We start from the raw sequence: 14170 nt of genomic DNA, 5'->3' as shown, positions 1-14170 counted from the left end.
AGCGCGTCTTTTTGTGGGAGCGGCCTTGTGTCGCGATTGGACCGCAAAGCGGTCCCGGCGATGGCAGCGGCGAAGCTGAAAACCTGGGACCGCTACGCGGTCCAATCGCGACGCAAGGCCGCTCCCACGAGGGCGTGCAGACTCCAAGAAGCTGAGCAAGACCACGGGTCGTTGGTAGGTGAAAGACAGTTGGCCCCCACCGAGATTGCGCTCGCTTTATTTCCGGGGCACGGCAGGCGGAACCGGGTAATCATGCGTTTGTTGTTCATCTACAGCGCATGACTTCTAGAATCCAGCGCGTCTTTTTGTGGGAGCGGCCTTGTGTCGCGATTGGACCGCAAAGCGGTCCCGGCAATGGCAGCGGCGAAGCTGAAAACCTGGGACCGCTACGCGGTCCAATCGCGACGCAAGGCCGCTCCCACGAGGGCGTGCAGACTCCAAGAAGCTGAGCAAGACCACGGGTCGTTGGTAGGTGAAAGACAGTTGGCCCCCACCGAGATTGCGCTCGCTTTATTTCCGGGGCACGGCAGGCGGAACCGGGTAATCATGCGTTTGTTGTTCATCTACAGCGCATGACTTCTAGAATCCAGCGCGTCTTTTTGTGGGAGCGGCCTTGTGTCGCGATTGGACCGCAAAGCGGTCCCGGCAATGGCAGCGGCGAAGCTGAAAACCTGGGACCGCTACGCGGTCCAATCGCGACGCAAGGCCGCTCCCACGAGGGCGTGCAGACGCCAAGAAGTTGAGCAAAACCGCGGGTCGGTGGTAGGTGAAAGACAGTTGGCCCCCACCGAGATTGCGCTCGCTTTATTTCCTCGGCACGGCATGCGGAACCGGGTAATCATGCGTTTGTTACTCATCTGCAGCGCATGATTTCCAGAATCCAGCGCGTCTTTTTGTGGGAGCGGCCTTGTGTCGCGATTGGACCGCAAAGCGGTCCCGGCAATGGCAGCGGCGAAGCTGAAAACCTGGGACCGCTACGCGGTCCAATCGCGACGCAAGGCCGCTCCCACGAGGGCGTGCAGACTCCAAGAAGCTGAGCAAGACCACGGGTCGTTGGTAGGTGAAAGACAGTTGGCCCCCACCGAGATTGCGCTCGCTTTATTTCCGGGGCACGGCAGGCGGAACCGGGTAATCATGCGTTTGTTGTTCATCTACAGCGCATGATTTCCAGAATCCAGCGCGTCTTTTTGTGGGAGCGGCCTTGTGTCGCGATTGGACCGCAAAGCGGTCCCGGCGATGGCAGCGGCGAAGCTGAAAACCTGGGACCGCTACGCGGTCCAATCGCGACGCAAGGCCGCTCCCACGAGGGCGTGCAGACGCCAATGAATTTGAGCAAAACCGCGGGTCGGTGGTAGGTGAAAGACAGTTGGCTCCCACCGAGATTGCGCTCGCTTTATTTCCTCGGCGCGGCATGCGGAACCGGGTAGTCATGCGTTTGTTACTCATCTGCAGCGCATGATTTCCAGAATCCAGCGCGTCTTTTTGTGGGAGCGGCCTTGTGTCGCGATTGGACCGCACAGCGGTCCCGGCAATGGCAGCGGCGAAGCTGAAAACCTGGGACCGCTACGCGGTCCAATCGCGACACAAGGCCGCTCCCACGCGGGCGTGCAGACTCCAAGAAGTTGAGCAAGACCACGGGTCGGTGGTAGGTGAAAGACAGTTGGCCCCCACCGAGATTGCGCTCGCTTTATTTCCTCGGCACGGCATGCGGAACCGGGTAATCATGCGTTTGTTACTCATCTGCAGCGCATGATTTCCAGAATCCAGCGCGTCTTTTTGTGGGAGCGGCCTTGTGTCGCGATTGGACCGCAGAGCGGTCCCGGCAATGGCAGCGGCGAAGCTGAAAACATGGGACCGCTACGCGGTCCAATCGCGACGCAAGGCCGCTCCCACGAGGGCGTGCAGACTCCAAGAAGTTGAGCAAGACCACGGGTCGGTGGTAGGTGAAAGACAGTTGGCCCCCACCGAGATTGCGCTCGCTTTATTTCCGGGGCACGGCAGGCGGAACCGGGTAATCATGCGTTTGTTGTTCATCTACAGCGCATGACTTCCAGAATCCAGCGCGGTTTTTTGTGGGAGCGGCCTTGTGTCGCGATTGGACCGCAAAGCGGTCCCGGCAATGGCAGCGGCGAAGCTGAAAACCTGGGACCGTTGCGAGGTCCCAATCGCGACACAAGGCCGCTCCTACAAGCGATTGAGCGGCGCCCGCGCACAGCGATGAATACCAGGCCCCTCTTCTATGCATATTCCAAAGCGTTAGTTCATAAAGGTTTTATAAGCGCATAAGGTATATCCACCGGACCACCGGACCCGCACTCATCCGTCGCGATCAGCTGCACGCGATGCATTCACTTCGTGAGGTTCAGGAATGGTCAGCCACACTCTCTCCCCGCTCGGGGCGTCGAGTGCCGCCAGGGAGCGGCACTGATGTCCAGCCAAGCCAACAGTCAATCGAACCACGAGACCGACAGCATGCCGCGGCTGCTGCCGGCGGCGATCCTGCGCGACGACGCCCAGGCGCTGCAGGCCGCCCGCGAACTGGCCGACACCGCCAGGACTCAGGCCGCGCAGCGCGATCAGCAGCGTCAGTTGCCGTGGGCCGAAATCGAACAGTTCACCCGCTCGGGCCTGGGCAGCATCAGCGTGCCCAAAGCGTTCGGTGGCCCCGGCGTATCCTTTGTCACCCTCGCCGAAGTGTTCCGCCTGATCAGCGCTGCCGACCCGGCCCTGGGACAGATCCCGCAGAACCAGTTCGGTCTGCTGCAGTTGCTGCGCGACACCGCCACTCCGGCCCAGCAGGCCCGCCTCTACCGCTCGGTGCTGGACGGCTGGCGCATCGGCAACGCAGGTCCCGAGCGCAACACGCAGAACACCCTCACCCTCAAGGCACGCCTGACCCGCGACGGTAGCGGCTATCGCCTCAGCGGCGAGAAGTTCTACTCCACTGGCGCCTTGTTCGCCCATTGGGTGTCGGTCAAGGCGTTGGACGACGAAGGCCGCCAGCGCCTGGCCTTCGTGCGCCGCGGCAGCCCCGGCCTGCGCATCGTCGACGACTGGTCCGGCTTCGGCCAGCGCACCACCGCCAGCGGCACGGTGCTGCTCGAGCATGTCGCGGTGGAGGCGGACCTGGTGATCGACAACTGGCGCCAGAGCGAGCGCCCGAACATCCAGGGCGCCGCCTCGCAGTTGATCCAGGCCGCCATCGACGCCGGCATTGCCGAAGCGGCCATCGACGACGCCATCGACTTCGTACGCCACAAGTCGCGGCCCTGGATCGACGCCAAGGTCGAGCGCGCCAGCGATGACCTCTACGTGATCGCCGACATCGGCCGTCTCAAGCTCGACCTGCACGCCGCCGAGGCGCTGTTGCGCAAGGCCGCACAGGTGCTGGACGAGGTCGATGCCGGGCCGGTGGATGCCGCCGCCGCGGCCCGTGCCTCCATCGCCGTGGCCGAAGCCAAGGTGTTGACCACCGAGATTGCGCTGCTGGCCAGCGAGAAGCTGCTGGAACTGGCTGGCAGCCGCGCCACCCTGGCCGAGTTCAACCTCGACCGCCACTGGCGCAACGCGCGGGTGCATACCCTGCACGACCCAGTGCGCTGGAAGTATCACGCGGTCGGCGCCTACTACCTCAACGGCACGCTGCCTGCGCGGCATTCCTGGATCTGATCGCTCGCCGAGGGCTGCTTTGGCGGCCCTCCGCCCCGGAGCCCCCCATGACGACATCCCTGATCACCAGCGACGCCCAGGCCCTGGCCGTCGCCGAAGACCTCGCCCGCCACCTGCAAGGCGGCAGCGCCCTGCGCGACCGCGAACGGCGCCTGCCCCACGCCGAGCTGGAGCTGTTCACCCGCTCCGGCCTGTGGGCCATCAGCGTGCCCAAGGCCTACGGCGGCGCGCAGGTGTCCAACGTCACCCTGGCCAAGGTCATCGCCCGCATCGCCCAGGCCGACAGCTCGCTCGGGCAGATTCCGCAGAATCACTTCTATGCCCTCGAAGTGCTGCGGGTGAACGGCAGCGCTGCGCAGCAGCAGCGCCTCTACGCCGAGGTGCTCGGCGGGCGACGCTTCGGCAACGCCCTGGCCGAACTCGGCACGCGCACCGCCCACGACCGCACCACGCGCCTGACCCGCGACGGCGACGGCTACCGCATCGACGGGCGCAAGTTCTACGCCACCGGGGCGCTCTACGCCCAGCGCATCCCCACCTCGGTGATCGACGACGACGGCGTGCAGCAACTGGCGTTCGTCCCCGCCGACAGCCCCGGCGTGCAGGTGATCGACGACTGGAGCGGCTTCGGCCAGCGCACCACCGGCAGCGGCTCGGTACTGTTCGAGAACGTGCGCGTCGAGGCCCAGGACATCGTGCCGTTCCAGTCCGCCTTCGAACGGCCGACCCCGGTGGGACCGCTGGCGCAGATCCTCCACGCCGCCATCGACACCGGCATCGCCCGCGCCGCTGTCGAAGACGCCCTGGCCTTCGTCCGTCAGCACAGCCGCCCATGGATCGACTCCGGCGTCGATCAGGCCTCGGCCGACCCGCTCACCCTGCATGCTTTCGGCCGCCTGAACATTCGCCTGCATGCCGCCGAAGCCCTGCTGGAACGGGCCGGCGAAGCCCTCGACCGGGCCCAACGTGACGCTAATGCCGACTCGGTGGCCGCCGCCTCCATTGCGGTCGCCGAGGCGCGGGCGATCAGCACCGAGATTTCCCTGGCGGCCGGCAGCACCCTGTTCGAGCTGGCCGGCAGCCGCGCCACCCTGGCCGAGCACAACCTCGACCGCCACTGGCGTAACGCGCGGGTGCACACCCTGCACGATCCGGTGCGCTGGAAGTACCACGCCATCGGCAACTACTACCTGAACCGCGAAAACCCGCCGTTGCGAGGGACGATCTGATGCCCAGGCAGATCCTGCTCAACGCCTTCAACATGAACTGCGTCGGCCACATCAACCACGGCCTGTGGACCCATCCACGGGACACCTCGACCCACTACAAGGACATCGAGTACTGGACTGATCTGGCGCGCCTGCTCGAACGCGGGCTGTTCGACGGCCTGTTCATCGCCGATATCGTCGGCACCTACGATGTCTATGGCCACTCGCTGGACGTCACCCTCAAGGAGTCGATCCAGCTACCGGTCAACGACCCGCTGCTACTGGTCTCGGCCATGGCTGCCGTGACCCGCCACCTGGGCTTCGGCCTCACCGCCAACCTCACCTACGAGCCGCCGTACCTGTTCGCCCGCCGCCTGTCCACCCTCGACCACCTGAGCAAGGGCCGCGTGGGCTGGAACATCGTCACCGGCTACCTGGACAGTGCCGCCCGCGCCATGGGCCTGGCGCAACAGCCCGAACACGACCGGCGCTACGACCAGGCCGACGAGTATCTGGAGGTGCTGTACCAGTTGCTCGAAGGGAGCTGGGCCGACGATGCGGTGGTCGCCGACCGTCAGCGGCGCGTCTACGCGCAGCCTGAACGGGTGCGCAAGGTCGAGCACCACGGCGAGTTCTACAAGGTCGACGGCTACCACCTGTGCGAGCCCTCACCGCAGCGCACGCCGGTGCTGTTCCAGGCCGGCAGTTCCAGCCGGGGCCTGAGCTTCGCCGGGCAGCATGCCGAATGCGTGTTCATCGGTGGCCAGACCCACGCCGGCACCCGCGCCCAGGTCGACAAGGTGCGCGCCGCGGCCCAGGCAGCGGGCCGCGATGCGCAGGCGATCAAGGTGTTCATGGGCATCAGCGTGATCGTTGCCGCCACCGAGACCGAAGCGCGCGCCAAGCACGCCGAGTACCTGCGCCATGCCAGCGCCGAGGCCGGGGTGGCGCACTTCGCGGCCTCCACGGGCATCGACTTCGCCGCGTTCGACCTCGACGAGCCGATCCACGCCGGCCCGGGCAACGCCATCCAGTCGGCCAACAAGATACTTCAGGACAGCACCTGGACCCGCCGCCGTCTGTTGCAGCAGCACGCCCTGGGCGGGCGCTACGTGACCCTGGTGGGCTCGCCCGAGCAGGTCGCCGAACAGTTGATCGGCTGGATCGACGAGACCGGCCTGGATGGCTTCAACCTGACCCGCACCGTCACCCCGGAAAGCTACGAAGACTTCATCGAGCTGGTGATTCCCGAGCTGCAACGTCGCGGTCGCTACAAGACCGCCTATGCCGACGGCACCTTGCGCCAGAAGCTGTTCGCCAGCCCCAGCGCGCACCTGCCGGCCGATCACCCCGGCAGCCGCCATCGCTTCCCCGACCCTGTCCCGACCGGAGCCCTGCACCATGCTTGAGAAACTCTACCGGCCCGCCGTGGCCCTGCTGCTCAGCCTGGGCCTGTCCAGCGCCGCCCTGGCCGAGCCGCCGCTGAAGATCGGCACCACCGCCGCGTTCGCCATCCCCCTGGAAGCGGCGGTCGAAGAAGCGCACAAGCAAGGGCTCGAGGTGAAGCTGATCGAATTCAGCGACTGGATCGCGCCCAACGTCAGCCTCAACAGCGGCGACATCGACGTGAACTACTTCCAGCACATCCCCTTCCTGGAAAACGCCAAGGCCGCCGCCGGCTTCGACCTGGTGCCCTACGCGCCGGGCATCATCAATAACGTCGGGCTGTACTCAAAGCGCTACAAGCGCTTCGCCGACCTGCCCGACGGCGCCAGCGTGGCCATCGCCAACGACCCGATCAACAGCGGACGCGGCCTGCAACTGCTGGCCAAGGCCGGGTTGATCAGCCTCAAACCGGGCGTGGGCTACAAGGCCACCGAAGCCGACATCGTCGACAACCCGAAAAAGCTCAAGATCATTCAGGTCGAGGCCGTGCAACTGGTGCGCGCCTACGACGATGCCGATCTGGTGCAGGGCTACCCGGCCTACATCCGCCTGGCCAACAGTTTCGACGCCACCTCGGCGCTGCTGTTCGACGGCCTGGAGAACAAGGAATACGTGATCCAGTTCGTGATCCGTCCGCAGAGCAAGGACGATCCACGCCTGGCCAAGTTCGTCGATATCTACCAGCATTCGCCGGCCGTGCGCGCCGCCCTGGACAAGGCCCATGGCAGCCTGTACCAGGCCGGCTGGGAGGGTTGAGATGAGCAGCGCCAACGCCCTGCGGGCGCCCCTGGCTCCCCGCGAACCTGCCCGGGCGCGCGAGCACGCGCTGCGCCCGGACGTGAACCAGGCCCACGTGCGCTTCATCGGCCTGGCCAAGACCTACCCCGGCCAGCGCCAGCCGGCGCTGCACGGCATCGACCTGAACATCCGCCGTGGCGAGATCTTCGGCATCATCGGCCGCAGCGGCGCCGGCAAGTCGTCGCTGCTGCGCACCATCAACCGCCTGGAGCAACCCAGCCATGGGCGCGTGCTGATCGACCAGGTGGACATTGCACCGTTCGACGAAACGCAACTGGTGGCGCTGCGCCGACGCATCGGCATGATCTTCCAGCACTTCAACCTGATGTCGGCCAAGACCGTGTTCCAGAACGTCGAGCTGCCGCTGAAGGTGGCCGGCGTGGCCAAGTCCGAGCGCCAGCGCAAGGTCCGCGAGCTGTTGGAGCTGGTGGGGCTGGAACAGAAACATGGGGTGTATCCGGCGCAGTTGTCGGGCGGGCAGAAGCAGCGCGTCGGCATCGCCCGCGCCCTGGTGCACGACCCGCAGATTCTGCTGTGCGACGAGGCCACCTCGGCACTGGACCCGGAGACCACCGCTGCGATCCTCGACCTGCTGCGCGACATCAACCAGCGCCTGGGCCTGACCATCGTGCTGATCACCCACGAAATGGCGGTGATCCGCGAGATCTGCCACCGCGTGGTGGTGCTCGAGCGCGGCGAGGCGGTCGAGCAGGGCGAGGTCTGGCAGGTGTTCGGCACACCGCGCCATGCCGTCACCTGCAGCCTGCTCGCGCCTCTGCAAGCCAAGCTGCCGGACAGCTTGCAGCGCACGCTGCAGGCCCGACCCGGCCACCCCGAAGCGGCCGTGGTGCTGCGCCTGCACGTACTCGGCGAACCGGACTTGACGGCGCTGTGGCACGACCTGGGTGGGCGCGTGACCCTGCTGCAGGGCGGCATCGACACCCTCGGCAGCCAGACCCTGGGCCAGCTGATACTGGCCGTGCGCGGCTCGCCGCACAGCGCGGCGCAACTGCTCGAGCGCGCCCGGCGCTGGACGACCGACGTGGAGGTGCTCGGCCATGTGGACTGAACGCTTGCTGCAAGGCCTGCTCGACACCCTGCTGATGGTCGGCGTGTCCTCCTTGATCGCGTTGCTGGTGGGCATCCCGCTGGCGGTGCTGCTGGTCACCAGCGACAAGGGCGGCATCTACCAGGCGCCCCTGCTCAACCGCGTGCTGGGCGGTTTCGTCAACCTGTTCCGCTCGGTGCCGTTCCTGATCCTGATGGTGGCGCTGATCCCCTTCACCCGCCTGATCGTCGGCACCACCTACGGCGTATGGGCTGCCGTGGTGCCGCTGACCATCGCGGCCACGCCGTTCTTCGCGCGCATTGCCGAGGTGAGCCTGCGTGAAGTGGACCATGGCCTGATCGAAGCGGCCCAGGCCATGGGCTGCCGGCGCTGGCACATCGTCTGGCACGTATTGCTGCCCGAAGCGCTGCCCGGCATCGTCGGCGGCTTCACCATCACCCTGGTGACGCTGATCAACTCCTCGGCCATGGCCGGTGCCATCGGCGCCGGGGGCCTGGGCGACATCGCCTATCGCTATGGCTACCAGCGCTTCGACAGCCAGATCATGCTCACGGTGATCGTCATGCTGGTGGCGTTGGTGGCGGTGATTCAGTTGGGCGGGGATCGCCTGGCCAGGGGGTTGAACAAGCGCTGAGGGGCCGTGATTAGAGGCGGGTCAGAACGAAACTGTCTTTTCGATTCAAGAGTGAGTGCGCCAGCGCACGACCTCGTCACCCCCAGCTCAACGCCTGCGGCGCCACCGGCCGACCGAACCAGTAGCCCTGCCCCAGGTCGCACTGCTGCTCCAGCAGAAAGCGCGCCTGCTCGGCCTGCTCGATGCCCTCGGCGTGCACCTGCATGCCCATGCTGCGCGCCAGGGCGATGATCACCCGAACGATGGCCACGTCGTCGTCATCCTGCGGCAAGCCGGCGACGAAACCTTGGTCGATCTTGAGCTTCTGCACCGGCAGGCGCTTGAGGCGCAGCAACGACGAATAGCCGGTGCCGAAATCGTCGATCGCCAGGCGCAGGCCCAGTTCGCGCAGCCGGTGCAGTTGCTGCATGGCCACCTCCGGGTCCTCCATCACCGCGCTCTCGGTGACTTCCAGCTCCAGCAGCGCCGGGTCCAGGCCGGTGTCGTGCAGCACCTCGGCGACTTGACGATAGAGTTCGCGCTGACCGAACAGCCGGCTCGACAGGTTCACCGCAACGAAGCTCAGCGCGCGCCCTTCGGCTTGCCACTGGACCATCTGCCGGCAGGCTTGAAGCAGCACCCAGGCGTCGATATCGGCGATCAGGCCGGTGCGCTCGGCAATCGGGATGAACTCGCCCGGCGGCACCAGGCCGCGCTCGGGATGCTGCCAGCGCACCAGAGCCTCGACGCCGACCAGGGTGCCGGTCAGCAGGTCGTGCACCGGCTGGTAGAACACCCGCAGTTCCTCCTGGGCCAAGGCGCGGCGCAACTCGCCGGCGGTCTCGACGCGGTGCTGGGCGTGGGCGGTCAGCTCTTCGGTGTACAGCGCATAGCAGGCACGTCCATTGTTCTTGGCCTTGAACAGCGCCGAGTCGGCATTGCGCAGCAGTTGCTCGGCGCTCTGTGCATCGCTGGGGAACAGGCTGATGCCGATGCTGGCGCTGATGAACAGGCGCTGGTCCTCGACCTCGAACGGCTCGTGCAGACGCTCGATCAGGCACTGCGCGGTGCTCGCGGCCTGAGCCACCTGCTGGCCGCCTTCGAGCAGCACGGCGAACTCGTCACCGCCCAGCCGCGCCAGGGTCACACCGGTGCCGACCTGATCGCGCAGGCGGTCGCCCACCAACTTGAGCAACTGGTCGCCCACGGCATGGCCGAGGCTGTCGTTGATGCTCTGGAAGTGATCGAGGTCCAGCAGCAACAGGGCGCAGCCGCGCTTGTTCGACTGCGCGGCGGTCAGCGCCTGTTCGGCACGGTCGCTGAACAGCAGACGATTGGGCAGGCCGGTGAGCGGGTCGTGGTGGGCCAGGTAGGTCAGTTCTTCCTCGGAATGCTTGATCGCGCTGATGTCGCTGAACACTGCGACGTAATGACTGAGCGCGCCTGCGTCGTCGCGAATGGCGCAGATGGTCTGCCACTGCGGGTAGATTTCACCGCTCTTGCGCCGGTTCCAGATCTCGCCGCTCCATTCGCCACAGGCTTCCAGGGTGTCGTAGATCTGCTTGTAGAACGCCGCGTCGTGGCGGCCGGACTTGAACTTGTTAGGGCGCTGGCCGAGTACTTCGTCCTGCTGGTAGCCGGTGATGCGCATGAAGGCGCGATTGACGTGCACGATCAAACCGTTACGGTCGGTCACCAGCACGCCTTCGAGGGTGCTGTCGAACACGGCGGCGGCCATGCGCAGGCGCTCGCGGTCTTCGCTGCGCAAACGCGCACCGACGCCGATGAAGTTCAGCAGGCGCACCCGCGAGACGAAGATCAAGCCGGCGCTGAGCAACACCCAGACCACCAGGTTGATCTGTCGGCCGACGGTCAGGGCCAGGTCGTCGTCGGTCATGCCACGCAACACCACCTCCGACAGGGCCAGCCAGAGGAACGACAACACAACGTAGAGCGCAGCCATGCGCAAGGCGTCGCGAACAGAAACAGACATGTCGGGCGTATCGGTCCTGGGAAAATGATGGCGCAGTATAAATGCTGAAACATGCCGTGACTTTAATTCCGGGCTCATTAATAAGTCGTGTTTCGCGCCGACGCCTCCCGGCTGGCCTGCCTTTGCGGCCTGGCCGGTGGCCAGCACCAGACCGATGGCACGCCTGCCCGGCGACGCTCGACTGGTTTTATTTCCCCGCCCAGGGATAATGCGCCCGTTGTCCACCCTACTCTCGAGGGCTTTTCCAACCATGTGGCATAACGGTCTACTCGACCTCTCGGCCTGGCAACTGGTCGCGGTCACCTTGCTGATGACTCATGTGACCATCGTCAGCGTCACCATCTATCTGCATCGCTATTCCGCGCACCGCTCCCTGGAGCTCAACGCCGGACTCAAGCACTTCTTCCGCTTCTGGCTGTGGCTGACCACGGCGCAGAACACCCGCGAATGGACCGCCATTCACCGCAAGCACCACGCCAAATGCGAAACTCCCGACGACCCGCACAGCCCGGTGCACAAGGGGCTGGGCACCGTGCTGCGCAAGGGCGCGGAGCTGTACCGCGAGGAGGCCCGCAACCCGGACACCTTGCGCATCTACGGCAAGAACTGCCCGGACGACTGGATCGAGCGCAACCTGTATTCGCGGTACAAGCTCGGCGGTATCGCCCTGATGGCGGTGATCGACCTGGCGTTGTTCGGCACCATCGGCATCACCATCTGGGCCATCCAGATGATGTGGATTCCGTTCTGGGCCGCTGGCGTGGTCAACGGCCTGGGCCATGCGGTGGGCTACCGCAACTTCGAGTGCCGCGACGCCGCCACCAACCTGGTGCCCTGGGGCATCATCATCGGCGGCGAGGAACTGCACAACAATCACCACACCTACCCCAATTCGGCCAAGCTGTCGGTGCGCCGCTGGGAGTTCGACATGGGCTGGATGTGGATTCGCCTACTGTGCCTGCTGCGCCTGGCCAAGGTGCAGCGCGTGGCGCCCATCGCCCATCGGGTCGAGGGCAAGGCGTCGCTGGACATGGACACCGCCATGGCGATCCTCAACAACCGCTTCCAGATCATGGCCCAGTACCGCAAGCTGGTGATCGCCCCGCTGGTCAAGCAGGAACTGAACAAGGTCGATGCCTCGATGCGCCACCAGTTCCGCCGTGCCAAGCGCCTGTTGTCGCGTGAACCCAGCCTGCTGCAGGACCGCCATCACCTGCGCATCGAGTCGATGCTCGAACACAGCCAGGCGTTGAAAACCATCTACGAGAAACGCCTGGCTCTGCAGCACATCTGGGCACGCACCAGCGCCAACGGCCACGACATGCTGGCGGCGATCAAAGACTGGGTACATGAGGCCGAGGCCAGCGGCATCCAGTCGCTGCGCGACTTCGCCGCTCAGCTCAAGACCTACTCCCTGCGCCCCGGCGCCGCCTGACCGCCGTTGATCGGCGTGCCCTCGTTCGGGGCACGCCCTCCGGAACTTCACCCCCTGCCTCGACTCGAAATCGGATCATCGCCCGCGTGGCGGGCTGTCTGGCGGCCGCACGCCCTCTCGTCGAGAACCGATCCGTGCTCATGGCCAAAGAACGTCCCTCTTCGCACACCGGCGACTCCCGCCCCGAAGCCGCTCAGATGCTCCTGGCCCTGCTGCATGCCCAAGGCGAAGTGGCGCGCCTGAGCGAACGCGAACAACTGTTCAGTTCGTTGCTCGACAGCGTCAACGCGGTGCTCTGGGCCTTCGATTGGGAAAAGCGTCAGGTGCTCTACATCAGCCCCGCCTACGAGCGCATCTACGGACGCTCCGCGAGCCTGCTGATGGCCGACTTCAACGAATGGCGCGACGCGATCCACCCGGACGATCTCGACTACGCCGAGCGCAGCCTGGCCCAGGTGCTGGTCAAAGGCACGGTCGAGGACCGCGAGTACCGCATCGTCAACGGCCAGGGCGAAGTGCGCTGGCTCAGCGACAAGTGCTACATCAACCAGCAGCGCGAGGGCGAGCGGGTGATCATCGTCGGCATCGCCGAGGACATCACCGAAAAGAAGCACCTGGAAGGCGAACTCAAGCGCCTGGCCACCACCGATGTGCTGACCCAGAGCAGCAACCGCCGGCACTTCTTCGAATGTGCCCGCCAGGCCTTCAACCGCGCCCGCGACAACGGCACGCCGCTGGCCTTCCTGCTGCTGGACATCGACGACTTCAAACTGATCAACGACAGTTATGGCCACCCCGAGGGCGACCAAGTGCTGCAGCGCATCGCCGACAGCGGCAAGACCATCCTGCGCCGGGGCGACCTGTTCGGCCGCATCGGCGGCGAGGAGTTCGCCGCCGTGTTCCCCGGCTGCAGCGCCGAGGTGGCCGCACAGATCGCCGAACGCCTGCAACGGGAAATCGAACGCCTGGCCTTCAGCCATGGCGAGCAGCGCTACAGCGTCACCATCAGCCAGGGCCTGACTGCACTTTCAGCCCAGGACACCGACCTGGACAGCCTGTTCAGCCGCGCCGATGCGGCGATGTACCAGGCCAAGCGGGAGGGGAAGAATCGGATTGTGTGTGGGTAGGAGAGCACGCTGGCGCCGCGCTACGGAAAAAACTCATCGCTCCTGATAGCGGTCATGGGCACGTGTCCTTCGACGATTTACGGCCGGGTCCAGAATCTCGATTGGCTCCGATAGCAACCGCGGCACAAAGACGCACGGACCCAGACAGCATCAGTCAACTCAACGCCTGAATGGGTGAAGCAGTGTCAGATGTACATCCATATCGACTTTTACCAGACCATCTAGGTCCGCACGCCCCCCCAGACTCAGCGCGGGCTCAAAAGCGTACATTTCGCTCTCCGATAAGGGCCCTAGCTTGGCGAGCGCACGCTCGAACAAAGGGTTACCCATTCGGTCTTCGAAGTCGAAGTCGGCTTTTGTAGCGGTTGCGAAAAAGATGCCCAGCGCCCGGTCAGGATTCGTCTGGCGTTGTTGCAGTTGGCTCTTCAGCGCGACGATGCCACCCGCCAGGCTCGATATCGTGATGCTACGCTGGTAGCGCTCGCCCCAGGCATACAGAGAACCAAAGGCGTCTCTCGCAATGACATGATAGTTATCGACATGCTCTAAGTCCGAGCCACTCAGCCATTGCTTCAGCATGGCCGTGTACTGATCGGGATCGACGATCCAGAAAAGACCGTCCGCGTAAGCACTCCAACCCTCACTTTGCCAAACGCTAAGCAACGCGTCGGGAAGCTTCGAGCGATATTTTTCGATACTTGAGACTGGAGCGCTTCTCCGACCTTGCGGCTCGCCAAAATGGGCAGTAAATGTCCGGAAATATTCATCCATTTTTTGAGCACCCGCCATAGTTTCACGACTTATCGAATGGA

The 14170-nt window shown here is 65.1% G+C and carries 10 protein-coding genes; 8 read left to right on the top strand and 2 right to left on the bottom strand.

Translation table 11 applies throughout. The features are described 5' to 3' along the window. Positions 1–2427: 2427 nt before the first annotated feature. The 6 genes from ACK2SD_RS01565 to ACK2SD_RS01540 are packed head-to-tail and all read left to right on the top strand — an operon-like array spanning position 2428 to position 8824. Entirely contained in the window at positions 2428–3669 is a 1242-nt protein-coding gene (locus ACK2SD_RS01565; protein WP_116889704.1) for an SfnB family sulfur acquisition oxidoreductase, read from the top strand. Between the two features lie 47 nt (positions 3670–3716). Beyond that, positions 3717–4898 carry an SfnB family sulfur acquisition oxidoreductase gene (locus ACK2SD_RS01560; RefSeq protein ID WP_116889706.1) on the top strand — a complete coding sequence of 394 codons (1182 nt, stop codon included), beginning with the start codon at positions 3717–3719 and terminating at the stop codon, positions 4896–4898. Further along, positions 4898–6286 carry an LLM class flavin-dependent oxidoreductase gene (locus tag ACK2SD_RS01555; RefSeq protein WP_412461192.1) on the top strand — a complete coding sequence of 463 codons (1389 nt, stop codon included), beginning with the start codon at positions 4898–4900 and terminating at the stop codon, positions 6284–6286. The genes ACK2SD_RS01560 and ACK2SD_RS01555 overlap by 1 nt, the downstream gene beginning before the upstream one ends. Further along, the gene (locus ACK2SD_RS01550; RefSeq protein WP_295481240.1) at positions 6279–7079 is read left to right on the top strand and encodes a MetQ/NlpA family ABC transporter substrate-binding protein; all 801 of its coding nucleotides are present in this window, start codon (positions 6279–6281) and stop codon (positions 7077–7079) included. Before ACK2SD_RS01555 ends, ACK2SD_RS01550 begins: the two co-directional genes overlap by 8 nt. A gap of 1 nt (position 7080) precedes the next feature. Continuing rightward, entirely contained in the window at positions 7081–8190 is a 1110-nt protein-coding gene (locus tag ACK2SD_RS01545) for a methionine ABC transporter ATP-binding protein (RefSeq protein ID WP_412461191.1), read from the top strand. After that, positions 8180–8824: a methionine ABC transporter permease gene (locus ACK2SD_RS01540; protein ID WP_039581473.1), complete on the top strand. Its 645-nt coding sequence runs from the start codon at positions 8180–8182 to the stop codon at positions 8822–8824. Before ACK2SD_RS01545 ends, ACK2SD_RS01540 begins: the two co-directional genes overlap by 11 nt. 76 nt (positions 8825–8900) lie before the next feature. Here ACK2SD_RS01540 and dibA read toward each other — a convergent pair whose 3' ends face one another. Continuing rightward, the gene (dibA, locus tag ACK2SD_RS01535; RefSeq protein ID WP_412461190.1) at positions 8901–10796 is read right to left on the bottom strand and encodes a phosphodiesterase DibA; all 1896 of its coding nucleotides are present in this window, start codon (positions 10794–10796) and stop codon (positions 8901–8903) included. Between the two features lie 250 nt (positions 10797–11046). On the opposite strand from dibA, the gene desA reads away from it, so the two are divergent. Further along, positions 11047–12231: a delta-9 fatty acid desaturase DesA gene (desA, locus tag ACK2SD_RS01530; protein WP_039581479.1), complete on the top strand. Its 1185-nt coding sequence runs from the start codon at positions 11047–11049 to the stop codon at positions 12229–12231. A gap of 98 nt (positions 12232–12329) precedes the next feature. Beyond that, positions 12330–13358, top strand: coding sequence for a GGDEF domain-containing protein (locus ACK2SD_RS01525; protein WP_039583297.1), 1029 nt, complete (start codon positions 12330–12332; stop codon positions 13356–13358). A 159-nt stretch (positions 13359–13517) separates the two neighbouring features. Here the strand turns inward: ACK2SD_RS01525 and ACK2SD_RS01520 are convergent, their stop codons facing one another. Further along, the gene (locus ACK2SD_RS01520; protein WP_412461189.1) at positions 13518–14129 is read right to left on the bottom strand and encodes a GAD-like domain-containing protein; all 612 of its coding nucleotides are present in this window, start codon (positions 14127–14129) and stop codon (positions 13518–13520) included. Positions 14130–14170: the final 41 nt, after the last annotated feature.

Origin of the sequence: Pseudomonas sp. SC11 (assembly GCF_047039205.1) — a bacterium.
GTDB classification, from domain to species: Bacteria; Pseudomonadota; Gammaproteobacteria; order Pseudomonadales; family Pseudomonadaceae; genus Aquipseudomonas; species Aquipseudomonas boreofloridensis.
This window is presented reverse-complemented; position numbering and strand designations above follow the sequence as displayed.

Bases quoted from the DNA above. Each gene is read 5' to 3' on its own strand.
- ACK2SD_RS01565 (WP_116889704.1), top strand. From the start codon at position 2,428: ATGTCCAGCCAAGCCAACAGTCAATCGAACCACGAGACCGACAGCATG.
- ACK2SD_RS01560 (WP_116889706.1), top strand. From the start codon at position 3,717: ATGACGACATCCCTGATCACCAGCGACGCCCAGGCCCTGGCCGTCGCC.
- ACK2SD_RS01555 (WP_412461192.1), top strand. From the start codon at position 4,898: ATGCCCAGGCAGATCCTGCTCAACGCCTTCAACATGAACTGCGTCGGC.
- ACK2SD_RS01550 (WP_295481240.1), top strand. From the start codon at position 6,279: ATGCTTGAGAAACTCTACCGGCCCGCCGTGGCCCTGCTGCTCAGCCTG.
- ACK2SD_RS01545 (WP_412461191.1), top strand. From the start codon at position 7,081: ATGAGCAGCGCCAACGCCCTGCGGGCGCCCCTGGCTCCCCGCGAACCT.
- ACK2SD_RS01540 (WP_039581473.1), top strand. From the start codon at position 8,180: ATGTGGACTGAACGCTTGCTGCAAGGCCTGCTCGACACCCTGCTGATG.
- dibA (WP_412461190.1), bottom strand. From the start codon at position 10,796: ATGTCTGTTTCTGTTCGCGACGCCTTGCGCATGGCTGCGCTCTACGTT.
- desA (WP_039581479.1), top strand. From the start codon at position 11,047: ATGTGGCATAACGGTCTACTCGACCTCTCGGCCTGGCAACTGGTCGCG.
- ACK2SD_RS01520 (WP_412461189.1), bottom strand. From the start codon at position 14,129: ATGGATGAATATTTCCGGACATTTACTGCCCATTTTGGCGAGCCGCAA.